The following is a 19,896-nucleotide window of genomic DNA, read 5'->3' on the forward strand; positions in this document are numbered from 1 at the left end:
GCTGGGGAGGGGGGCTTAGCCCCCCTCCCTCTCCCACAACGCATAATGAACCTGTCCCGCCTTCTTCTCGCGGTGCAGTCTCCAGTTGCCCGGCAGGCCGGTGGTGGAGGGTGCGTTTTCGCTTTCGGTGTAGATCCAGGCGTTTTCTGCCAGCCAGCCGCGGGACTCAAGCAGGGCACAGGCCGAGGCCAGCAGGCCCTGGTGGAAGGGCGGGTCGAGGAAGACGACGTCGAACGGCGTTGCCGCAGCAGTTTCCAGATGGCGCAGTGCGTCGGCCTGGGCGATCTGGCCTGTCGTGCAGTTCAGCAGGTTCAGGTTCTGGCGCAGGCTGGCGATGGCGGCAGCGTTGCTGTCCAGCGCCAGGCCCATGCTGGCGCCACGCGACAGGGCTTCGAAGTACAGCGCGCCGCTGCCGGTGAAGACATCCAGCACCTTGGCACCCGCGATATAGGGTGCCAGCCAGTTGAACAGGGTTTCGCGCACGCGGTCGGGGGTCGGGCGCAAGCCGGGGGCGTCGGGGAAGGTCAGGCGGCGGCTGCCCCATTCTCCCCCGATGATACGAAGTTGGCCCAGGCCGTTATGGGTCTTCGGACGTGGATTGGCCATCAGTGCTCCGGAACCCCAGCAGGTCGTTGAACGGGTTTGTCGGTGGGCGGCGGCAACGGCTTTTGCGGCACTGTCGGGCCCACCGTGACGATTACCATCTTGTCGGCGCTCAGGTGTTTGTTCATGGCGGTCTTGACCTGCTCGACCGTCACGCTCTGGGCCTGAGTCATGTAGTCCTCGAGAAAGGTCAGCGGCAGGTCATAGAAGCCGATGGAGCCCAACTGGCCGACAATCGCGGAGTTGTTGGCAGCGCTCAACGGGAAGCTGCCGGTCAGCTCGCGTTTGACGTCGTCGAGTTCTTTCTGGGTCGGACCATTGGCGAGGAAGTCACGCACGATGTCCTGCACCAGTTTCAGGGTGTTCTCGCTCATGTCGGCGCGGGTTTGCAGGCCGATGGTGAAAGGACCCAGCGCCTGCATTGGAGAGAATCCGGACGAAACACCGTAGGTCAGGCCACGCTTTTCGCGGACCTCAGTCATCAGGCGACTGCCGAAACCGCCACCACCCAGGATCGAGTTGCCGATGCTCAGCGCCGCGTAGTCCGGGTCGTTACGGTCGATGCCGATCTGCGCCAGCATCAGGTGCGTCTGGTTGGACGGAAACTCGATATGCGTGCTGCCAGGCTTGGGGTCGACCGCCCTGGCGATCTTCGGCAGTGCCGGGCCTTTGGGCAGTGATGCCGAGACCTGTGCGGCGATGGCTTGCGCTTCGTCACGTGACAGGTCGCCGACCAGCGCGATTACCGCATTGCCAGCCGCATAGCCCTTGGCGTGAAAGGCCTTGAGCTGAGCGAGAGTGATGGCGTTGATGCTTTTGGCATCGCCGTCGCTTGGGTGGGCGTAAGGATGGTCGCCGTACAGTTTCTTGAACAGTTCCTGACTGGCGATGGCGCCCGGGTTCTGCTTCTTCTGCTCGAAACTGGAGAGCAACTGGTTCTTGATGCGGGCCAGCGAGTCGGCAGGGAAGGTGGGTTTGCCGACGACTTCGCCAAACAGCTTCAGGGCCGGCTCGCGTTTGTCCGTAGCGCTCAGGCTGCGCAGCGAGGCCACGGCCATGTCACGGTAGGAACCGTTGCCGAAATCGGCACCCAGGCCTTCGAAGCCCTGGGCGATGGCACTGACATCCTTGCCCTTGACGCCTTCATTGAGCATGGCGTTGGTCAGCAGTGCGATGCCGGGCGAGGCCTTGTCCTGGCTGCTGCCTGCCGAGAAGATCAGGCGCAGGTCGAACATCGGCAGCTCGCGGGATTCGACGAACAGCACCTTGGCGCCTTCGGCGGTGTTCCAGGTCTGGATGTTCAGCGTGCGACGGGCCGGGGCTTTGCCGTCCAGTTCCTTGAGGGTCTGCAACTGGCTGCCCAGTTGCGCGGGGGCCGGGGTGGTGTCGTTGCCTGCTGCGTTGTCTGCCAGAACCGGCTGGGCAGCGAATGCACCGAGCGAAACGCTCAGGGCCAGACCCAGCAAGGCGTGACGGGGATTGCGCTTGATCATTTGGCTTTCTCCTCAGGCAGAGCGTGTGCAACGCTGAGGCGTTCACGGGTGAAATAGGTGTTGGCGGCTTTCTGAATGTCTTCAGGGGTCACGCTTTGCAGGGCGGCCAGTTCTTCGTCGATCAGCTTCCAGGAAAGGCCGACGGTTTCCAGCTGGCCGATGGTGGTGGCCTGGCTGGTGATCGAATCGCGCTCGTAGACCACGCCGGCAATGACCTGGGCACGTACGCGCTCCAGTTCTTCTGCCGAAGGTGCCTTGGTTTTCAGGTCATTGAGCAGGCGCCAGATACCGGCCTCGACATCGGCCAGGGTCTTTTTCTTCTGCACGTTGGGAGTGGCGCTGATCATGAACAGGCTGTCGCCGCGGACGAAAGCGTTGTACATGGACGATGCGTTGGAAACCAGCTCTTCGCCACGCTCCAGACGGGTCGGGATGCGCGCGCTGTAGCCACCGTCGAGCAGGGCCGAGATCAGGCGCAGGGCATTGATCGAACGCTGGTCTTCAGCGGTGCTCAGGCTCGGCACGTTGAAACCGAAGATCAGGCTCGGTTGCTGAGTCTTGACGTGCATGCTGATGCGGCGCTCGCCTGGTTCTGCCAGTTCCAGCGGTTTTTTCGCAGGCGGTACATCGCGGCGCGGGATCGAGCCGAAAAAGCGCTCGGCCAGGGCTTTGACTTCGTCGGGCTGCACATCGCCGACCACCACCAGTGTGGCGTTGTTCGGGGTGTACCAGGATTGGTACCAGTGGCGCAGATCTTCGATCTGCATGCGGTCCAGGTCTTTCATCCAGCCGATGGTCGGCGTGTGATAGCCGCTGGCAGGGTAGGCCATCGCCTTGAAGCGCTCGAACACCTTGCTCATGGGCTTGTCATCGGTGCGCAGGCGGCGCTCTTCCTTGATGACTTCGATTTCGCGGCTGAACTCGTCGGCGGGCAACTTCAGGGTGGCCATGCGATCGGCTTCCAGCTCCAGGGCCACGCTCAGGCGGTCACGGGCCAGAACCTGATAGTAGGCGGTGTAGTCGTCGCTGGTGAAGGCGTTCTCTTCGGCACCCAGATCCCGCAGGATCAATGAAGACTCGCCGGGGCCTGTCTTGCTGCTGCCTTTGAACATCATGTGCTCAAGCGCGTGGGACAGACCGGTCTGGCCAGGCGTCTCGTAGCTGGAGCCGACCTTGTACCAGATCTGGGAAACGACTACCGGTGCGCGGTGGTCTTCACGGACGATGACTTTCAGGCCATTGTCCAGAGTGAACTCATGAGTAGGCTGTGGATCGGCGGCCAATGCTGTCAGGGGCAGACAAATTGTGCTGAGCAGCAGGCCAGCGGCGCGGCGGGCTAAAGCATTCATTCGTAATTTGAACCTGTAGGACTGCCCGCTTGAACTTAGCGTCGGCGGGCGCGGGGGTGTTAGGATACTGATCCGTCTGCGACAGAAACAGCCTTCATTAGCCAAGTGCGAGTGAAACCTGTTCAAATCGCACTTACACATCAGGCCTATTTAACGACGGCCCGATGAACAAGCAGCCCTAAAAGCAGTCTTGGTTACATGTCAGAATTTTCCGAAACGCCATATGGCGTTTCGCTACCTTGAGATAGCCGTCCTCCATGTTTGGTTCCAACGACGACAAGAAGACCCCAGCCGCGGCTGGAGAAAAGAAAGGCCTGTTCGGATGGCTGCGCAAAAAGCCGCAGGAAACCGTAGAACCTGCGCCAGAGTTATCCACAGCCCAGTCCGAGCCGGTTCCCGAGGCGCAGCCGCCTGTCGAGCCGCCGCGTGCCACAGAACCTTCGCACGCAACCACCGCGCCTGAGCCTCATGGACATGTGCAGCCGGGAGAACCGGCCCCGCAGCCCTGGCTGACCTTGCCGGTGGCCGAAGAGCCGGTAGCCTTCACCGATGAGCGTGAGGCTCATGTCACGCCGCCGATTGCGCAGCCGGTGCATGCGGCTCCCGAACCTGTGATCGAGCCTGCTCCGCTGCCGGAAGCTGCGCCTGCCGTTGTGCCGGAGCCTGAACCCGTTGCGGTTGTACCGCCGGTTGCCGCTCCTGTCGTCGAGCAGCCGGTTGTTGCCGTTGCTGTACCGGTTGTCGAGCCCGTTGCTGAGCCGGTTGCCGAAACAGCGCCAGTTGCCGCCGCGCCGGCAGCGGCAGAAGCTCCCAAGGTGGGCTTCTTCGCCCGTCTCAAGCAGGGCTTGTCGAAAACCAGCGCCAGCATTGGCGAGGGCATGGCCAGCCTGTTTCTGGGCAAGAAGGCCATCGACGATGACCTGCTGGAAGAAATCGAAACCCGTCTGCTGACCGCCGACGTGGGTGTCGAAGCCACCTCCGTGATCATCCAGAGCCTGACCCAGAAGGTTGCGCGCAAGCAACTGACTGACGCCCAGGCGCTGTATACCTCGCTGCAAGGCGAGCTGGCGGCGATGCTCAAGCCGGTGGAGCAGCCTCTGGTCATCAAGGCCGAACACAAGCCGTTCGTGATTCTGGTGGTTGGCGTCAATGGCGCGGGCAAAACCACGACCATCGGCAAGCTGGCCAAGAAGCTGCAACTCGAAGGCAAGAAAGTCATGCTGGCGGCAGGCGACACCTTCCGTGCTGCAGCCGTCGAGCAATTGCAGGTCTGGGGCGAGCGTAACCACATACCGGTCATTGCCCAGCACACCGGTGCCGACTCGGCCTCGGTGATCTTCGATGCCGTGCAGGCCGCCAAGGCCCGTGGCATCGATGTGCTGATTGCCGATACGGCAGGTCGTCTGCACACCAAGGACAACCTGATGGAAGAGCTGAAAAAGGTTCGTCGGGTGATCGGCAAGCTGGATACCGAAGCACCTCACGAAGTCCTGCTGGTACTGGATGCCGGTACTGGCCAGAACGCGATCAATCAGGCCAAGCAGTTCAACCAGACGGTCTCCCTGACCGGTCTGGCTCTTACTAAACTCGATGGCACGGCAAAAGGCGGTGTGATCTTCGCCCTGGCCAAGCAGTTCGGCCTGCCGATCCGTTATATCGGTGTGGGTGAAGGTATCGACGATCTGCGCACCTTCGAGGCCGAACCCTTTGTTCAGGCTCTGTTTGCGGAGCGGGAGCGTACATGATTCGTTTCGAGCAGGTCGGTAAGCGTTATCCGAATGGACATGTCGGATTGCATGAACTGAGCTTTCGAGTACGTCGCGGTGAGTTCCTGTTCGTTACCGGCCATTCCGGCGCCGGTAAAAGCACCTTGCTGCGCCTGTTGCTGGCCATGGAGCGCCCGACAACTGGCAAATTGATGTTGGCCGGTCAGGATCTGGGGCAGATCAGCAATGCCCAGATCCCGTTCCTGCGGCGTCAGATCGGTGTGGTATTCCAGAATCACCAGTTGCTGTTCGACCGTACCGTGTTCAACAACGTCGCGCTGCCCTTGCAGATTCTGGGTCTGTCCAAGGTCGATATCGCCAAGCGTGTGGATTCGGCGCTGGAGCGTGTGGCGTTGTCCGACAAGGCCGAGCTGTATCCCGGTGACCTGTCCACCGGCCAGCAACAGCGCGTCGGTATTGCCCGTGCCATCGTCCATCGCCCGGCCTTGCTGCTGGCCGATGAGCCCACCGGTAACCTCGATCCACGATTGGCTGCGGAAATCATGGGTGTGTTTGAAGATATCAACCGGTTGGGGACCAGTGTGCTGATCGCCAGTCACGACCTGGCGCTGATCGCACGTATGCGCCATCGCATGCTGACCCTGCAGCGCGGTCGTCTGATCGGTGACGGGGAGGCCGGAGCATGAGTGCCACTCGCAGCCCCAAGGTTTCGGATCGCGTCGCGCCAAAGGCGGCAGATCCTGCACCGCAGAAACAGAAGAAACGCCAGGACCATGATGATGACGGTCCGGATTTCAATACTCTGCTGGCGGCCTGGCTGGAAAGCCATCGCTCCAGCCTGCTCGACAGCCTGCGTCGTCTGGGCAAGCAGCCGATCGGCAGTTTCTTTACCTGTCTGGTGATGGCGATTGCCCTGAGCCTGCCCATGGGCCTGTCATTGCTGTTGAGTAATGTCGAACGTCTGGGCGGCTCCTGGCAGCGTGCGGCGCAGATCTCGATCTACATGCACCTGAACGCCAATGCGGCCGATGGTGCCCGTTTGCGTGATGAAATCAAGACCATGCCCGGTGTTGCCGAGGCCGAGTACATCAGCAGCGAGCAGGCTCTGGGCGAGTTCCAGCAGCAGTCCGGCCTGGGTGAAGCGCTCAAGGAATTGCCACAGAACCCGTTGCCGGGTGTGGTGCTGGTCACGCCGACTGAAGTCGACAAGCCAGCCCTTGAAGCCTTGCGTGCCCGACTGGCCGAGTTGCCCAAGGTGGAGCAGGCTCAGCTCGATCTGGTCTGGGTCGAGCGTCTTGCGGCGATTCTCAAGCTGGGCGACCGTTTCGTCTTCGGCTTGACGGTCTTGCTGGTTTCCGCTTTGCTGCTGGTTATCGGTAATACCATCCGCCTGCATATCGAGAACCGTCGTACCGAGATCGAGGTCATCAAGCTGGTGGGCGGTACAGACAGCTATGTGCGCCGACCTTTCCTTTATATGGGCGCGTTGTACGGTTTCGGGGCGGGTTTCCTGTCCTGGGGAGTACTGGCGTTTGGCCTGGACTGGTTGAATGATTCGGTCGTCGGATTGGCCGGTCTGTATGGAAGCGACTTCGCGCTGGCGGGTGTTCCTCTGGCCGACGGTCTGTCGCTCTTGCTTGGAGCGGTCCTGTTAGGGTATATCGGTGCTTGGATTGCGGTCGCCCGCCATTTGCGAGAGCTGGCGCCACGTTAAAGTGAATTTTGTTTAACCCATTGACTTTTCAGCAGAGGGAACTTGTCTAGCGGTTCCCGGTCAATCTTCGCAGTGCTGAACTGCACGAGTCATGAGTTGGAGGTTTTGTAGGTATGACCACTTCTTTGCAACCTGCATATGCATTAGTCCCGGGTGCGAACCTGGAGGCTTACGTGCACACGGTGAACAGCATTCCTCTGCTGACGCCTGAGCAGGAGCGTGAACTGGCTGAGAGTCTCTACTATGACCAGGATCTGGATGCGGCTCGTCAGATGGTCCTCGCCCACCTGCGTTTTGTCGTACACATCGCACGCAGCTACTCGGGTTACGGTCTGGCACAGTCCGACCTGATCCAGGAAGGCAACGTCGGCCTGATGAAGGCCGTCAAGCGCTTCAACCCCGAGATGGGCGTGCGTCTGGTGTCGTTTGCCGTGCACTGGATCAAGGCGGAAATCCACGAATTCATTCTGCGCAACTGGCGTATCGTCAAGGTCGCCACGACCAAGGCGCAGCGCAAGCTGTTCTTCAACCTGCGCAGCCAGAAGAAACGTCTGGCCTGGCTGAACAACGATGAAGTGCATCGCGTGGCTGAAAGCCTTGGTGTCGAGCCGCGTGAAGTGCGCGAAATGGAAAGCCGTCTGACCGGTCAGGACATGGCCTTTGATCCGGCGTCGGAAGCCGATGACGACAGCGCGTTCCAGTCGCCGGCCAACTACCTGGAAGACCACCGCTACGATCCTGCGCGTCAGTTGGAAGATTCCGACTGGAGCGACAACTCCACGGCCAATCTGCATCAGGCTCTGGATGTGCTGGACGAGCGCAGCCGTGACATCCTCTATCAGCGCTGGCTGGCAGAAGAGAAGGCCACGCTGCACGACCTGGCGCAGAAGTACAACGTCTCCGCCGAGCGGATTCGCCAGCTCGAGAAGAGTGCGATGAACAAGCTCAAGAGCTCGATAGCTGCCTGACAAAAAACGCCCTGATGACCTCAGGGCGTTTTTGTTTGTGTGAGAATGTGTAGGAGCGGATTTATCCGCGAACCTTTTCGCGAATGAATTGGCTCTGTCCTCGTTAAGTGTTGCAAGTCAGCCAGAGGACCGTGGGAGGCAGCTTGCTGGCGACTGGGGCCCTGTCGCCAGCAAGCTGCCTCCCACAGTTTTCCTGTGCTGTGCCAGATACACCACAACACTTAATGCAGACAAAGCCAATGAATTCTCTCCCTCCGAGGCAGCTACAGCTTCCGGCTATTGTTCAACTCCGCCAGATAGCCATCCCCGCCCAACTGACGCATCTGCTGACGAATCCAGCCTGCACGGCGTGAAACATAGCTGCTGGGATGGCTGGCGCTCCATTGGCGCGGGTTGGGCAGTACTGCGGCCAGATAGCTGGCCTGTTGCATCGACAGTGCGCTGGCGTTGATACCGAAGTGATGCTGTGCCGCGGCCTGTGCGCCGAATACGCCTTCATCCCACTCGACGCTGTTGAGGTACACCTCAAGAATGCGCTCCTTGGACCACAGCAGTTCGATCAGCACGGTGAACCAGGCTTCCAGCGCCTTGCGCGGATAGCTGCGGCCCGACCACAGAAACAGGTTTTTCGCGACCTGCTGGCTCAGGGTGCTGGCCCCGCGAATCGAGCCTCCACGCTCGTTGTGCAGAATCGCCGCCTGAATGGCATTGATATCAAAACCCCAGTGCTCGGCGAACTTCTGATCCTCGCCGGCGATGACCGCGATTTTCAGGTTGTCGGAAATCTTGTTCCACGGCTGCCAGGTGCGCTGCAGATCAATAGGCTCGCCATCGACCCATGATTCAATCTTGCGCTCGATCATCAGCGCCGTACCCGGTGGCGGAACCCAGCGCAGGGCAAGAACCAGAACGAAACTGCCTACTGCGAACCACAGCAGGATTTTGGCGACACGATGCAAGAGAAAACGCAGCATAGAGATGGCTTGGCCGAACCCGTTGAGCGGGCCATTATACAGACCGTGCGCCATTGGACGATTTTTGACTGGAGATCCTTGATGCTTCGTAGCTTCCTGATGCTTGCTGCCTTTTTCGGTTTTACCGGTGTGGCCCTCGGTGCATTCGCTGCCCACGGCCTCAAGGGTCGCCTGAGCCCCGAGTATCTGGCGATTTTTCATACCGGTGTGCTTTACCAGCTGGTGCATGCACTGGCCTTGCTGGGCGTGGCGGTACTCGCTGCCCAGATTCCCGGTCGACTGGTCACCTGGGCCGGTTTTTCCTTTGCCATTGGCATCGTGCTGTTTTCCGGCAGCCTGTATGCGCTGACCCTCAGCGGTATCGGCAAGCTGGGGATCGTGACGCCCTTCGGTGGTCTGGCTTTTCTGATCGGCTGGCTGACTCTGGGTGTTGCGGCCTGGCGTCTGGGTGGCGTATCCCAGTGAGCGCCAGTCGCGCTTGAGACGAATGGCTCGGCTATGCCTTGGTCATACCGGCTGATCGGGCTAGAATGCTGGCCCCTAAAATGATGGCTGCTATCGCGCATGCACATTCAGTTGAACGGTGAATCCTTTGAATTGCCCGATGGTGAAACCGTCGCGGCGTTGTTGGCTCGTCTGGATCTTGCCGGGCGTCGGGTGGCCGTCGAGCTGAACCTGGATATCGTGCCCCGCAGCCAGCATGAATCCACCGTCCTTCGCGAAGGCGATCAGGTCGAAGTGGTCCATGCCATCGGCGGCGGCTAGCCCCGGTACAGCAATGACCCCATTGTGCTAGTTGAGAGGATTTCCGATGAGCAATGTTCGCAGCGACAAGCCATTCATACTGGCCGGTCGGACCTTTGAGTCGCGTCTGCTGGTAGGTACCGGCAAATACGCGGATATGGAACAGACCCGTCTGGCTATCGAAGCCTCGGGTGCAGAAATCGTGACGGTGGCCGTTCGGCGCACGAACCTGGGCCAGAACCCGGGCGAGCCGAACCTGCTGGACGTGCTGCCGCCGGACCGCTACACCATTCTGCCCAACACGGCGGGTTGCTTCGATGCTGTCGAAGCGGTGCGTACCTGCCGTCTGGCCCGCGAACTGCTCGACGGGCGCAATCTGGTGAAGCTCGAAGTGCTGGCCGACCAGAAAACCCTGTTCCCCAACGTGATCGAAACCCTCAAGGCTGCCGAAGTGCTGGTCAAGGACGGTTTCGACGTGATGGTCTACACCAGCGACGATCCGATCATCGCCCGTCAACTGGCGGAGATCGGCTGTATCGCGATCATGCCGCTGGCCGGCCTGATCGGCAGCGGTCTGGGGATCTGCAACCCGTACAACCTGCAGATCATCCTGGAAGAAACCAGGGTGCCTGTGCTGGTGGATGCCGGTGTCGGTACCGCTTCCGACGCAACCATCGCCATGGAGCTGGGTTGTGAAGCCGTGCTGATGAACTCGGCCATTGCCCACGCCCAGCAGCCGGTCATGATGGCCGAGGCCATGAAGCACGCTGTAATTGCCGGTCGTCTGGCGTACCTCGCCGGGCGCATGCCAAGAAAACTCTATGCCAGCGCATCCTCGCCGCTGGATGGCCTGATCAAGTAAGAGCCCGTTGATGACTGATTCGCACGTTCCACACCCAGAGTCGCCTGCTACCGAAGAAGGCGAAGAGCGCCATCACCGCCGCATCAAGAGCTTTGTGATGCGCGCCGGTCGCATGACCGAAGGCCAGCAGCGCGGCCTGGATCAGGGGTTGCCGAAGTTCGGCTTGCAGTTGACTGACGCGCCGGTCGATTTCGATCAGGTATTCGGTCGCTCGGCACCGCGCACTCTGGAAATCGGCTTCGGCATGGGTCACTCGCTGCTGGAAATGGCGGCGGCTGCACCGGAGCACGACTTCATCGGTGTCGAAGTGCATTCGCCGGGTGTGGGTGCGTTGCTCAATGGCGCGCTGACTCAAGGCCTGACCAACGTGCGCGTCTACGACTGCGATGCCATCGAAGTCCTGAACCGCTGCATCGCCGACAACAGCCTCGACCGCCTGATGCTGTTCTTCCCCGATCCATGGCACAAGAGCCGTCATCACAAGCGCCGCATCGTGCAGCCTGAGTTCGCGGCTTTGGTGCGCAGCAAGCTCAAGGTCGGCGGTGTGTTTCACATGGCCACCGACTGGGGCCCTTACGCCGAATACATGCTGGAAGTGATGAGCGCAGCACCTGGCTATCGCAATCAGGCAGAAGACGGCCAGTATGTTCCCCGTCCTGCCGAGCGCCCGATCACCAAGTTCGAGCGCCGTGGCGAGCGGTTGGGGCATGGCGTCTGGGACCTGAAGTTCGAGAAGCTGGCTTAAGCCTGTTCGCGAATGAATTCGCTCCCACAGACGTCATGGGAGCGGATTTATCCGCGAAAGCTATTTTCGGTCTGCAATAACGCCAATCAACACCAGCACCACCAGCAGAACCGGAGCCAGGCTGTAATTGTTGAACTGGCTCAGGCCGCGCACCACCCAGGGCGTGGCATAGATCAGTGCCAGGCCGCTGCCGATGGTGCACAGCAGCGCCAGAAGCGGGATGCGCAAGGCACCTGTCATGCTGCTGATGCGCTGTTCGATCCACACCTTGAAGTCCGAGCCGAACAGCACCAGCAGACAGCCCACCAGCGCCAGTGCAATGTCCGAAAGATTGCTGCGACTCCAGCGCGAGACGGTGGCGAGCAGATCGAGTATGAGATCCATGCAGGGTCCTTAGATCAGAAAGTATTGCAGCAAGTCATTGAGAAAAAGCTGGCCTTGCGGGGTGGCAACCAGACGTGTCGGGTCGGCCTGCAGCAGACCGCGTCGTTCGGCTTGCTGGCGGGCGCTGGCCAGTGAATCGACGCTTAGACCTGTTCTTTCGCGAAATAATGCAGCGTCCACGCCATTTGTGAGACGCAGTGCATTCATGAGGAATTCGAAAGGCAATTCCTCGACACTCAGCAGCTTTGAACCGGCCTGGAACGGCTTTTCCAGATTGAGGTAATCCTTGGGCAGACGCGTCTTCCAGGTGCGGACAATCCGACCGCCCGGCTGGCTGAGCTTGCCATGGGCTCCCGCACCGATACCGATGAAGTCGCCGAAGCTCCAGTAATTGAGGTTATGCCGCGCGGCCTTGCTTGGCTGGGCGTAGGCCGAGACTTCGTATTGCGCATAACCGCTGTCTGCCAGCAGTTGCTGGCCGGTTTCCTGAATATCCCAGAGGATGTCGTCTTCGGGCAGGACCGGTGGCTGGTTCCAGAATACGGTGTTGGGCTCCAGCGTCAGCTGATACCAGGACAGGTGTGTCGGTGCCAGAGCAATGGCCTGGCGCAGGTCGTTCAGGGCTTCGTCCTGGGACTGATCCGGCAGGCCGTGCATCAGATCAAGGTTGAAGTTGTCGAAACCGGCCATGCGCGCCATGTCGGCGGCGCGAATCGCTTCGTCACCGTTGTGAATCCGTCCCAGCGCCTTGAGTTTGGCTTCCTGAAAACTCTGGATACCGATGGACAGCCGGTTGATGCCCAGCCCGCGATAGGCGCTGAACTTGACCTGCTCGAACGTACCGGGGTTGGCTTCCAGGGTGATTTCGATGTCGCTGGCAAAGCGGATGCGCTGTTCTACACCGGCCAGCAGACGGCCAAGGGCTTCGGCGCTGAACAGGCTGGGTGTGCCGCCGCCAAAGAAGATCGAGCGCAATTCCCGGCCATGGACGTGCGGCAGGTCCTGATCCAGGTCCGCCAGCAGCGCATCGACGTACTCCTGCTCCGGCAGCACGGGGCTTGCGGTGTGGGAGTTGAAGTCGCAGTACGGGCATTTGCGCACGCACCACGGGATATGGATATACAGCGACAGCGGTGGCAGTTGCGCCAGGGCAGCCCTTGGGCTTTCCGAGGAGAAACCTGTCTCACCCGGAAACAGCGGCTGCGCAGGTGGATCGTGGATCATTGCAGGCCCAGGCGTTGACGCAGTATGGCCATGGCGCGAGCGCGATGGCTGAGCTGGTTTTTCTCGGTCGGGCTCAGCTCGGCACTGGAGCAGTTGCGCTCAGGCACCCAGAACAGAGGGTCGTAACCGAAACCATGTTCGCCGCTGGCCGCATGCAGGATGCGCCCGTGCCACAGGCCTTCGCAAAGGATCGGCAAGGGATCGTCGGCATGGCGAACCAGCGCCAGCACGCAGACGAACTGAGCGCCGCGCTGCTCGTCGGGCACGTCTTTCAGGACGTCCAGCAGCTTGGCGTTATTGGCCGCGTCACCCTTGCCGTCGGCGTAGCGGGCCGAATAGATGCCCGGTGCTCCGCCGAGAAAGTCCACCGCCAGCCCCGAGTCGTCGGCCAGTGCGGGCAGGCCGGAAAGGCGCGAAGCATTGCGCGCCTTGAGAATGGCATTCTCGACGAAGGACAGGCCGGTTTCTTCCGGCTCGACATGGCTGAACTCGCCCACGGAGCGCAATTGCACGCTGTCGCCCAGCATGGCCTGGAGTTCTTTGAGTTTGCCGCCGTTGTGGCTGGCCAATACAAGTTGCGTGAGGTTCATCATTGGCCCGGGAAAAGTTCCTGGTTGAAACTGAAGCGATGGGTATCGCTGCCAGTCTTGACGTGAATGTCGAAGGTCCGGTTTTCCTGCTGTGGCACAGGGTATTGCGCGATGTAGTAGACCGCGCCGGGTTCGGTGATCTGCTTGAAGCTCAAGGGGATCGAGGCGCTGGTCAGGTCTTTGACCGTGCCGCTGACCTGCGCCGCCTGTGGCTTGCCATCCTTGATCACGGAAATATTGATCACACCCTGGTTCTTGCTGCGGATCAACTCGACGCCTTTGGCGGTTTCCGGCTGCAGGAAGGTCGAGTTGAAGGTGGAGTAGTGAACGGTTATGTCACCGAACCTTTCCTGTCGCTCGCCCTTGATGGCATCGGCTGCCATTGCGGGCAGGCCCAGACAGGCAGTCAGCAGGAAAATGGCCAGGCGACTCATGTTCGTTCTCCTCCACAAGCTGTGAATCAGACAGCGACCTGATGTTCCGGCAGGCCGGGGCTGCTGACCCGGTAAATGCCGATTTCACCCAACAGATTAGGCCATAGCTTGCTGGCCCACCCATGGCGGTGCTGTTGATCGACGGCAAGCCTGTCGATCACTCGTGCCTCGCGCTCGCGGCACAGCTCTTCAAAGTCTTCAAAGGTGCAGAAGTGAATGTTCGGCGTGTTGTACCAGGTGTACGGCAGGAACTCGGACACCGGCATGCGGCCCTTGCTCGCCAGATACCAGCGGCAGCGCCAGTGGCCGAAGTTCGGGAAGGTGATGATGCACTGACGGCCGACACGCAGCATCTCGTCGAGGATGCGGTCCGGGTAGTGTACGGCTTGCAGCGCCTGGGTCATGACCACGATATCGAAGCTGTTGCTGGCAAAGTTGCCCAGGCCCTTGTCCAGGTCCTGCTCGATCACGTTGATGCCCTTGGCCACGCACTCGGCGATGTTGTCCGGGTCGTTTTCCAGGCCGTAGCCGGTGACTTGCTTGTTGTCGCGCAGCCAGGTCAGCAATTCGCCGTCGCCACAACCCAGGTCGAGCACGCGACTGCCGGCGGGGATCCATTCCTGGATGATCTCAAGATCGGCTCTCATGGCGTCCTCACAACGAAATCCGGTTCATGTAGTTACCGAAAGCCTGCAGGTAGCGCGGGATCGGGATCAGGAAGGCGTCGTGCCCTTGAGGCGCGTCGATTTCCAGGTAGCAGACGTCCTTGCGGGCCGCCATCAAGGCGTCCACCAGCTCACGGGAGCGGGCAGGCGAGAAGCGCCAGTCGGTGGTGAAGGACATCACGCAGAACTTCGCCTTGGCACTGGCGAAGGTCTGCGCCAGATTGTCATTGAAGTTCGCGGCCGGGTCGAAGTAGTCCAGCGCCTTGGTCATCAACAGGTAAGTGTTGGCATCGAAGCGCCCGGAAAACTCTTCGCCCTGATAGCGCAGATAGCTTTCGACCTGAAACTCCACGCTGTGGAAGTCGTAGTTGAGCTTCTCGCTCTTGAGGCCACGGCCGAATTTCTCGCCCATGGAGTCATCGGACAGGTAAGTGATGTGCCCGACCATGCGCGCCAGCATCAGGCCGCGCTTGGGAATTACGCCGACTTCCTGGAAGGAGCCGCCATGGAATTCCGGGTCGGTGAGAATCGCCTGGCGAGCCACCTCGTTGAATGCGATGTTCTGTGCCGACAGCTTGGGTGCCGAGGCGATAGCCAGGCAGTGGCGCACGCGATCCGGGTAGCTGATGGTCCATTGCAGCGCTTGCATGCCGCCCAGACTGCCGCCGACAATCGCTGCCCACTGCTCGATACCCAGCCGATCCGCCAGACGTGCCTGACTGTTGACCCAGTCTTCCACGGTCACGACCGGGAAGTTGGCACCGAAAGGCTTGCCGGTCTCCGGGTCGATGCTGCTGGGGCCTGTCGAGCCGTTGCAGCCGCCGAGGTTGTTCAGGCTGACCACGAAGAACTTGTTGGTATCGATAGGCTTGCCGGGACCGATGCAACTGTCCCACCAGCCCGGCTTGCGATCTTCGGGGCTGTGGTAACCCGCAGCGTGATGGTGCCCGGACAGCGCGTGACAGATCAGTACGGCGTTGCTGCGCGCAGCGTTGAGCTGGCCGTAGGTTTCGTAAACAAGGTCATAGGCTGGCAACGAACGACCGCAGGCCAGTGCCAGGGGTTCGCTGAAATGTGCCAGTTGCGGTGTGACCAGACCGACAGAATCGTGGGGAAAGACTGTGGGCATCGACCCTGCTCTCGCGTGAATGAGGCGTAAGTCTAAAGATCGCGGGGGGTAGCGGCAACAGAGGAAATAAAGCGGCAGGTTTTTTCGCGAATCAATTCACCCCCACTCCGACGGTACAGAAGGAGTGGGAGCGAACAACCATCAGATCAGCATGCGCAGAACCTGCGGCATCATGCTCATGGCGGCCAGGTTATTGATGACCAGCATGTCCAGCAGCTTGAGCACCAGGAAGGCGAAGATCGGCGACAGGTCCAGACCGCCCAGGTTGGGCAGAAATCTGCGGAACGGTGCCAGCGCAGGTTCGCAGATCTGGTTGACCAGCTCTGCACCCGGGTTGTGGCTGCCCGGTGCGACCCAGGACAGGATCACGCTGATGATCAGAGCAAAGAAGAATATCTTCAGGAACAGCGCCGTCACGCCAATGATCGCCCAGATCAGCAGGTGCAGCGGGTCACCTGTGGTGCCGAAGGTCAGCAGCAGGGTCAGGGCCATGAGGATCATTTGCACGAGGATCGCCAGCACCAGCGAAGACATGTCCAGGCCGAACACGCTCGGGATGATCCGGCGCAGAGGCTTGAGCAAGGGTTGTGTGGCCTTGACGGTGAACTGGCTCAGCGGGTTGTAGAAGTTCGCCCGCACCAGTTGCAGCACGAAGCGCAAGAGGATGATCAGCAGGTAAAGACTGCCAATGGTTTGCAGGACAAAAATTGCAGCGGTGTTCAATCCAATCATCGATCTGCTCCGGAAAGCCTGGAAAATTATTTACCCAGTAATTCGGCCAATTCTGCCGAACGATTATCAGCGGCGCAGAGGGCCGTTTCTACCAGTGCTTCAAAACCGCCTGCCTGGAATGCCTTGATGGCGGCCTCCGTGGTGCCGGCAGGAGAAGTCACGCGGCGACGCAGTTCGGCTGCATCCACATCACTGCCGGTCGCCATCAGCGCGGCACCCAGAGCGGTCTGCAGAGTGAGCTTTTTGGCAACGTCTTCGGGCAGGCCCAGCTTTACGCCTGCCGCAGTCATCGCCTCGATCATCAGGAAGAAATAGGCCGGGCCGCTACCGGAAACAGCGGTCACGGCATCCAGTTGTTTCTCTTCGTCAAGCCAGACTGCGATGCCCACTGCCGACAGTAATTGCTCGGCCTGCTCGCGTTGTGCGGCACTGACCTTGTCGGTGGCGTACAGGCCGCTGACGCCTTGGCGCAGCAAGGCCGGAGTGTTGGGCATGCAGCGCACGATAGGCGACTCGCCCAGCCACTGAGTCATGCTGGCGCAAGTGATGCCCGCGGCAATGGAGACGATCAGTTGTTGAGGTTTGAGGCTTGGGCGCAGGGCTTCGCAGACGGCTTTCATCATTTGCGGTTTTACTGCCAGCAGCACCACATCGGCGCCTTCGATGGCTTCTGCGTTGTCGGCGACTACGGTGATTCCGTGCTCGGTTGCGATGCGCTCGCGGGTTTCGGCACCCGGATCACTGGCGCGGATCAGTGCGGCTTCCACGCCCTGGGCGCGCAAGCCACCGATCAGGCTGGCTGCCATGTTTCCGGCACCGACAAAGGCGATACGAGTCTTGCTCATGAAGAGATCCTTGTACGTGGGTTATGGCTGGCCGTAGTCACGGGCGCCAAAAAGGGCAGTGCCGATCCGCACCCAGGTCGCGCCCTGGGCAATGGCGGCTTCCAGGTCGTGGCTCATGCCCATGGAAAGTGTGTCCAGCGGCAGATTCAATTGTTCTTGCAGTGTACGTACGGCAGCAAAGGCAGCGTTCTGTTCAGCGCTGTCTTCTGTGGGTTCGGGTATCGCCATCAGCCCGCGCAGCTTCAGGCGAGGCAATTCATTGATGGCGGCTGCCAATGCCGGCAGGTCCTGTGGCGTACAGCCGGACTTGCTCGCCTCGCCGCTGACATTGACCTGAATGCAGATATTGAGCGGTTCAAGGTGTTCGGGGCGTTGCTCGGACAGGCGTTGAGCGATTTTCAGGCGATCCACGGAATGTACCCAGGCGAAGTTCTCGGCGATAGCGCGCGTCTTGTTCGACTGAATGGGGCCGATGAAATGCCAACACAAGGGCAGGTCGGTCAATTCCTGCTGTTTGCCCAGCGCTTCCTGCAAATAGTTTTCGCCAAAATCGCGCAGACCGGCGGCAAAGGCCTCACGCAGGTCGCTGGACGGCTTGGTCTTGCTGACTGCCAGCAGGCCAATGGTGGACGGGTTGCGCTGCGCGGTGTGTGCCGCTGCGCGAATTCGTTCTTCGAGCGTTGAAATGTTCGCTGCTATCGTGGACATTGATTTGCGCCAGCAGGGCTAAAGTCTGCGGCATTCTATGTGATTGAGGAGCTGTATGGATATTACCGAGCTGCTGGCTTTCAGTGCCAAACAGGGCGCGTCGGACTTGCACCTCTCGGCGGGCCTGCCGCCGATGATCCGTGTGGACGGCGATGTGCGGCGCATCAACCTGCCGCCGCTGGATGCCAAGGAGGTCAAGGCGCTGATCTACGACATCATGAACGACAAGCAGCGTCAGGCTTTCGAAGAGTTCCTGGAGACCGACTTTTCCTTTGAAGTGCCGGGTGTTGCACGCTTTCGGGTCAACGCCTTCAATCAGAACCGTGGCGCTGGCGCGGTATTCCGGACCATTCCCTCGAAGATCCTGAGCATGGAAGATCTGGGAATGGGGGAAGTGTTTCGCAAGATTACCGACGTGCCCCGTGGCCTGATCCTGGTGACCGGGCCGACCGGTTCGGGCAAGTCGACCACGCTGGCGGCGATGATCGATTACCTGAACTGCAACAAGCATCACCATATCCTGACGATCGAAGACCCTATCGAATTCGTTCACGAATCCAAGAAGTGCCTGGTCAACCAGCGTGAAGTGCACCGTGACACGCTGGGCTTTTCCGAGGCCTTGCGCTCGGCCCTGCGTGAAGACCCCGACGTGATTCTGGTGGGTGAGCTGCGCGATCTGGAAACCATTCGCCTGGCGCTGACGGCGGCTGAAACCGGTCACCTGGTCTTTGGCACCCTGCACACGACTTCGGCCGCCAAGACGATCGACCGTGTGGTCGACGTGTTTCCGGCGGAGGAAAAATCCATGATCCGCTCCATGCTTTCCGAGTCGCTGCATGCCGTGGTTTCGCAGTCACTGCTCAAGAAAGTGGGCGGCGGGCGTGTGGCAGCCCATGAAATCATGATGGGGACGCCCGCGATTCGTAACCTGATCCGTGAGGACAAGGTGCCGCAGATGTACTCGGCCATCCAGACGGGCGGATCGGTGGGCATGCAGACGCTGGACATGTGTCTGGCAGATCTGGTCAAGAAAGGCCTGATCACCCGCGACAGTGCGCGGGAGCGGGCCAAGGTGCCCGATAACTTCTAAGGGAAAACAGGCCTGCCAGTGAAGCAGGCCTTGGTCTTATCGCTGGGCGACGTGCATGGGCGCTGTCTGTTTGGGCAGCACACGCTTGGCGATCTTGTAGTGGCTGCTCCAGTACGGCTTTTTCAGCGTATCGACAGTCACGGCCTTGCCACGACGGGGCGCATGAACGAAGCGGTCATTGCCCAGATAGATAGCCACATGATTGATCTTGCGACTCTTGATGTTGAAGAACAGCAGGTCGCCCGGCTTCAGATCCTTGCGATCGACCTTCTGGCCATGACCTTCAGCCATGGCATTGGAGGTGCGCGGCAGATCGACTTCCTGCACGTCGTTGAAGGCGTATTTCACCAGCCCGCTGCAATCCAGACCTTTGCCCGGCGTGTTTCCGCCCCAGCGATAAGGCGTGCCCACCGCTTGCAAGGCCCGTTTCACGACAGCATTGCCTTGTCTGGCATTGAGGGTCGATACGGTCTTGGTGGCTTTGACGGGCTTGGCTGAATTCTTTCGTGGTGCCGGTATCTGAGTGTCGGTGGCACTTTGAAACTTGAGAGGGATAGAGGCTTCCAAGGGGGTAGTGCGAGGCGTAATGACGGGCGAAAAGTGGCTTTTCGCGGTATAGCCGGTGAAGCTCGCAGGAAGCTGTTGCTCACGGTTGGTGGCGTGGGCGGCCAGAGGCATAAAAAGGCAGATGGTCAGCCATGTCTTGAAAAAGGGACGCATGCGGCAGGGCTCATAGGTGGTCAGCGCGCAACTTTATAACAGCTTTTTGGGCAAACCTGACCCCATTTGTCGACCCGATCACAGTCGCATCCTTGCGTTTTATGCGACACACTCTTGCGGATCTCGGCTCAATCCCTTTGCTGGCAAGGGGTTGGCTCACCTGGCAGCGACGTAATGCCATACGTCGGAATGCCTT

23 protein-coding genes are annotated in these 19,896 nt (G+C 60.3%); 9 read left to right on the plus strand and 14 right to left on the minus strand.

The genetic code is table 11. From position 1 onward, the window contains the following. Positions 1-15 precede the first annotated feature (15 nt). From rsmD to JSY17_RS20120, 3 genes are read right to left on the minus strand one after another with little or no spacing between them, the layout of a single operon-like run. Positions 16-606 (minus strand): 16S rRNA (guanine(966)-N(2))-methyltransferase RsmD, encoded by a 591-nt coding sequence (gene rsmD, locus JSY17_RS20110; RefSeq protein WP_117166455.1) that lies wholly within the window; start codon positions 604-606, stop codon positions 16-18. Beyond that, entirely contained in the window at positions 606-2,096 is a 1,491-nt protein-coding gene (locus JSY17_RS20115; protein WP_206402785.1) for a M16 family metallopeptidase, read from the minus strand. Before JSY17_RS20115 ends, rsmD begins: the two co-directional genes overlap by 1 nt. Beyond that, positions 2,093-3,445, minus strand: a complete 1,353-nt coding sequence (locus tag JSY17_RS20120) for a M16 family metallopeptidase (RefSeq protein WP_117182527.1) — start codon at positions 3,443-3,445, stop codon at positions 2,093-2,095. The genes JSY17_RS20115 and JSY17_RS20120 overlap by 4 nt, the downstream gene beginning before the upstream one ends. A gap of 257 nt (positions 3,446-3,702) precedes the next feature. On the opposite strand from JSY17_RS20120, the gene ftsY reads away from it, so the two are divergent. From ftsY to rpoH, 4 genes are all read left to right on the plus strand, one after another. Beyond that, entirely contained in the window at positions 3,703-5,190 is a 1,488-nt protein-coding gene (gene ftsY / locus JSY17_RS20125; protein ID WP_117185316.1) for a signal recognition particle-docking protein FtsY, read from the plus strand. Then, on the plus strand, positions 5,187-5,858 hold the full coding sequence (gene ftsE, locus JSY17_RS20130) for a cell division ATP-binding protein FtsE (protein WP_117166451.1): 672 nt from the start codon (positions 5,187-5,189) through the stop codon (positions 5,856-5,858). Before ftsY ends, ftsE begins: the two co-directional genes overlap by 4 nt. Beyond that, complete coding sequence (ftsX, locus tag JSY17_RS20135; RefSeq protein WP_117185317.1) at positions 5,855-6,886, plus strand: permease-like cell division protein FtsX; 1,032 nt, start codon at positions 5,855-5,857, stop codon at positions 6,884-6,886. Before ftsE ends, ftsX begins: the two co-directional genes overlap by 4 nt. A 113-nt stretch (positions 6,887-6,999) precedes the next feature. Beyond that, positions 7,000-7,854: an RNA polymerase sigma factor RpoH gene (gene rpoH, locus JSY17_RS20140; RefSeq protein WP_117166449.1), complete on the plus strand. Its 855-nt coding sequence runs from the start codon at positions 7,000-7,002 to the stop codon at positions 7,852-7,854. Between the two features lie 263 nt (positions 7,855-8,117). Here the strand turns inward: rpoH and mtgA are convergent, their stop codons facing one another. Continuing rightward, positions 8,118-8,828 (minus strand): monofunctional biosynthetic peptidoglycan transglycosylase, encoded by a 711-nt coding sequence (mtgA, locus tag JSY17_RS20145; protein ID WP_122370280.1) that lies wholly within the window; start codon positions 8,826-8,828, stop codon positions 8,118-8,120. 81 nt (positions 8,829-8,909) lie between these two features. Between mtgA and JSY17_RS20150 the strand changes: the two genes are divergently transcribed. The 4 genes from JSY17_RS20150 to trmB all read left to right on the plus strand — a co-directional run bounded on the left by JSY17_RS20150 (position 8,910) and on the right by trmB (position 11,179). Next, positions 8,910-9,293, plus strand: a complete 384-nt coding sequence (locus JSY17_RS20150) for a DUF423 domain-containing protein (protein WP_117166448.1) — start codon at positions 8,910-8,912, stop codon at positions 9,291-9,293. A 99-nt stretch (positions 9,294-9,392) separates the two neighbouring features. After that, positions 9,393-9,593, plus strand: a complete 201-nt coding sequence (gene thiS / locus JSY17_RS20155) for a sulfur carrier protein ThiS (RefSeq protein WP_117166447.1) — start codon at positions 9,393-9,395, stop codon at positions 9,591-9,593. A 46-nt stretch (positions 9,594-9,639) separates the two neighbouring features. Next, positions 9,640-10,434, plus strand: a complete 795-nt coding sequence (locus tag JSY17_RS20160; RefSeq protein ID WP_117182530.1) for a thiazole synthase — start codon at positions 9,640-9,642, stop codon at positions 10,432-10,434. A 97-nt stretch (positions 10,435-10,531) separates the two neighbouring features. Continuing rightward, positions 10,532-11,179 (plus strand): tRNA (guanosine(46)-N7)-methyltransferase TrmB, encoded by a 648-nt coding sequence (gene trmB, locus JSY17_RS20165; RefSeq protein WP_221033428.1) that lies wholly within the window; start codon positions 10,532-10,534, stop codon positions 11,177-11,179. Between the two features lie 60 nt (positions 11,180-11,239). Here trmB and JSY17_RS20170 read toward each other — a convergent pair whose 3' ends face one another. From JSY17_RS20170 to JSY17_RS20210, 9 genes are all read right to left on the minus strand, one after another. Beyond that, a complete protein-coding gene (locus JSY17_RS20170; RefSeq protein ID WP_117166444.1) occupies positions 11,240-11,563 on the minus strand; it encodes a DUF3392 domain-containing protein in 324 nt (107 codons plus the stop codon). 9 nt (positions 11,564-11,572) lie between these two features. Continuing rightward, positions 11,573-12,787, minus strand: a complete 1,215-nt coding sequence (hemW, locus tag JSY17_RS20175; protein ID WP_232849564.1) for a radical SAM family heme chaperone HemW — start codon at positions 12,785-12,787, stop codon at positions 11,573-11,575. After that, on the minus strand, positions 12,784-13,380 hold the full coding sequence (rdgB, locus tag JSY17_RS20180; RefSeq protein WP_038400085.1) for an RdgB/HAM1 family non-canonical purine NTP pyrophosphatase: 597 nt from the start codon (positions 13,378-13,380) through the stop codon (positions 12,784-12,786). Before rdgB ends, hemW begins: the two co-directional genes overlap by 4 nt. After that, positions 13,377-13,811 carry a DUF4426 domain-containing protein gene (locus JSY17_RS20185; protein ID WP_200978653.1) on the minus strand — a complete coding sequence of 145 codons (435 nt, stop codon included), beginning with the start codon at positions 13,809-13,811 and terminating at the stop codon, positions 13,377-13,379. The genes rdgB and JSY17_RS20185 overlap by 4 nt, the downstream gene beginning before the upstream one ends. Before the next feature lie 26 nt (positions 13,812-13,837). Then, entirely contained in the window at positions 13,838-14,458 is a 621-nt protein-coding gene (gene metW, locus JSY17_RS20190) for a methionine biosynthesis protein MetW (protein WP_117166441.1), read from the minus strand. Between the two features lie 7 nt (positions 14,459-14,465). Next, positions 14,466-15,605: a homoserine O-succinyltransferase MetX gene (gene metX / locus JSY17_RS20195; RefSeq protein WP_117182532.1), complete on the minus strand. Its 1,140-nt coding sequence runs from the start codon at positions 15,603-15,605 to the stop codon at positions 14,466-14,468. A 141-nt stretch (positions 15,606-15,746) separates the two neighbouring features. Further along, positions 15,747-16,337 carry a YggT family protein gene (locus tag JSY17_RS20200; protein WP_117166439.1) on the minus strand — a complete coding sequence of 197 codons (591 nt, stop codon included), beginning with the start codon at positions 16,335-16,337 and terminating at the stop codon, positions 15,747-15,749. A 26-nt stretch (positions 16,338-16,363) separates the two neighbouring features. After that, positions 16,364-17,182 carry a pyrroline-5-carboxylate reductase gene (proC, locus tag JSY17_RS20205; protein ID WP_206402787.1) on the minus strand — a complete coding sequence of 273 codons (819 nt, stop codon included), beginning with the start codon at positions 17,180-17,182 and terminating at the stop codon, positions 16,364-16,366. A gap of 21 nt (positions 17,183-17,203) precedes the next feature. Further along, the gene (locus JSY17_RS20210) at positions 17,204-17,890 is read right to left on the minus strand and encodes a YggS family pyridoxal phosphate-dependent enzyme (RefSeq protein WP_117182534.1); all 687 of its coding nucleotides are present in this window, start codon (positions 17,888-17,890) and stop codon (positions 17,204-17,206) included. Between the two features lie 55 nt (positions 17,891-17,945). Here JSY17_RS20210 and JSY17_RS20215 point away from each other — a divergent pair, with 55 nt between their 5' ends. Beyond that, the gene (locus JSY17_RS20215) at positions 17,946-18,980 is read left to right on the plus strand and encodes a type IV pilus twitching motility protein PilT (RefSeq protein ID WP_117166436.1); all 1,035 of its coding nucleotides are present in this window, start codon (positions 17,946-17,948) and stop codon (positions 18,978-18,980) included. Positions 18,981-19,016: 36 nt separating this feature from the next. Here JSY17_RS20215 and JSY17_RS20220 read toward each other — a convergent pair whose 3' ends face one another. After that, positions 19,017-19,700: a C40 family peptidase gene (locus tag JSY17_RS20220; protein WP_206402789.1), complete on the minus strand. Its 684-nt coding sequence runs from the start codon at positions 19,698-19,700 to the stop codon at positions 19,017-19,019. Positions 19,701-19,896 lie beyond the last annotated feature (196 nt).

The sequence above is a fragment of the Pseudomonas capsici genome, from assembly GCF_017165765.1.
GTDB classification, from domain to species: Bacteria; Pseudomonadota; Gammaproteobacteria; order Pseudomonadales; family Pseudomonadaceae; genus Aquipseudomonas; species Aquipseudomonas capsici.

What these genes read in the sequence shown, in the direction of transcription:
- ftsE (WP_117166451.1), top strand. Translation starts at nt 5,187, where the DNA reads ATGATTCGTTTCGAGCAGGTCGGTAAGCGTTATCCGAATGGACATGTC.
- metX (WP_117182532.1), bottom strand. Translation starts at nt 15,605, where the DNA reads ATGCCCACAGTCTTTCCCCACGATTCTGTCGGTCTGGTCACACCGCAA.
- ftsY (WP_117185316.1), top strand. Translation starts at nt 3,703, where the DNA reads ATGTTTGGTTCCAACGACGACAAGAAGACCCCAGCCGCGGCTGGAGAA.
- JSY17_RS20185 (WP_200978653.1), bottom strand. Translation starts at nt 13,811, where the DNA reads ATGAGTCGCCTGGCCATTTTCCTGCTGACTGCCTGTCTGGGCCTGCCC.
- JSY17_RS20210 (WP_117182534.1), bottom strand. Translation starts at nt 17,890, where the DNA reads ATGTCCACGATAGCAGCGAACATTTCAACGCTCGAAGAACGAATTCGC.
- rsmD (WP_117166455.1), bottom strand. Translation starts at nt 606, where the DNA reads ATGGCCAATCCACGTCCGAAGACCCATAACGGCCTGGGCCAACTTCGT.
- rpoH (WP_117166449.1), top strand. Translation starts at nt 7,000, where the DNA reads ATGACCACTTCTTTGCAACCTGCATATGCATTAGTCCCGGGTGCGAAC.
- mtgA (WP_122370280.1), bottom strand. Translation starts at nt 8,828, where the DNA reads ATGCTGCGTTTTCTCTTGCATCGTGTCGCCAAAATCCTGCTGTGGTTC.
- JSY17_RS20220 (WP_206402789.1), bottom strand. Translation starts at nt 19,700, where the DNA reads ATGCGTCCCTTTTTCAAGACATGGCTGACCATCTGCCTTTTTATGCCT.
- hemW (WP_232849564.1), bottom strand. Translation starts at nt 12,787, where the DNA reads ATGATCCACGATCCACCTGCGCAGCCGCTGTTTCCGGGTGAGACAGGT.
- JSY17_RS20170 (WP_117166444.1), bottom strand. Translation starts at nt 11,563, where the DNA reads ATGGATCTCATACTCGATCTGCTCGCCACCGTCTCGCGCTGGAGTCGC.
- proC (WP_206402787.1), bottom strand. Translation starts at nt 17,182, where the DNA reads ATGAGCAAGACTCGTATCGCCTTTGTCGGTGCCGGAAACATGGCAGCC.
- JSY17_RS20115 (WP_206402785.1), bottom strand. Translation starts at nt 2,096, where the DNA reads ATGATCAAGCGCAATCCCCGTCACGCCTTGCTGGGTCTGGCCCTGAGC.
- rdgB (WP_038400085.1), bottom strand. Translation starts at nt 13,380, where the DNA reads ATGATGAACCTCACGCAACTTGTATTGGCCAGCCACAACGGCGGCAAA.
- metW (WP_117166441.1), bottom strand. Translation starts at nt 14,458, where the DNA reads ATGAGAGCCGATCTTGAGATCATCCAGGAATGGATCCCCGCCGGCAGT.
- thiS (WP_117166447.1), top strand. Translation starts at nt 9,393, where the DNA reads ATGCACATTCAGTTGAACGGTGAATCCTTTGAATTGCCCGATGGTGAA.
- JSY17_RS20200 (WP_117166439.1), bottom strand. Translation starts at nt 16,337, where the DNA reads ATGATTGGATTGAACACCGCTGCAATTTTTGTCCTGCAAACCATTGGC.
- trmB (WP_221033428.1), top strand. Translation starts at nt 10,532, where the DNA reads ATGCGCGCCGGTCGCATGACCGAAGGCCAGCAGCGCGGCCTGGATCAG.
- JSY17_RS20160 (WP_117182530.1), top strand. Translation starts at nt 9,640, where the DNA reads ATGAGCAATGTTCGCAGCGACAAGCCATTCATACTGGCCGGTCGGACC.
- JSY17_RS20215 (WP_117166436.1), top strand. Translation starts at nt 17,946, where the DNA reads ATGGATATTACCGAGCTGCTGGCTTTCAGTGCCAAACAGGGCGCGTCG.
- ftsX (WP_117185317.1), top strand. Translation starts at nt 5,855, where the DNA reads ATGAGTGCCACTCGCAGCCCCAAGGTTTCGGATCGCGTCGCGCCAAAG.
- JSY17_RS20120 (WP_117182527.1), bottom strand. Translation starts at nt 3,445, where the DNA reads ATGAATGCTTTAGCCCGCCGCGCCGCTGGCCTGCTGCTCAGCACAATT.
- JSY17_RS20150 (WP_117166448.1), top strand. Translation starts at nt 8,910, where the DNA reads ATGCTTCGTAGCTTCCTGATGCTTGCTGCCTTTTTCGGTTTTACCGGT.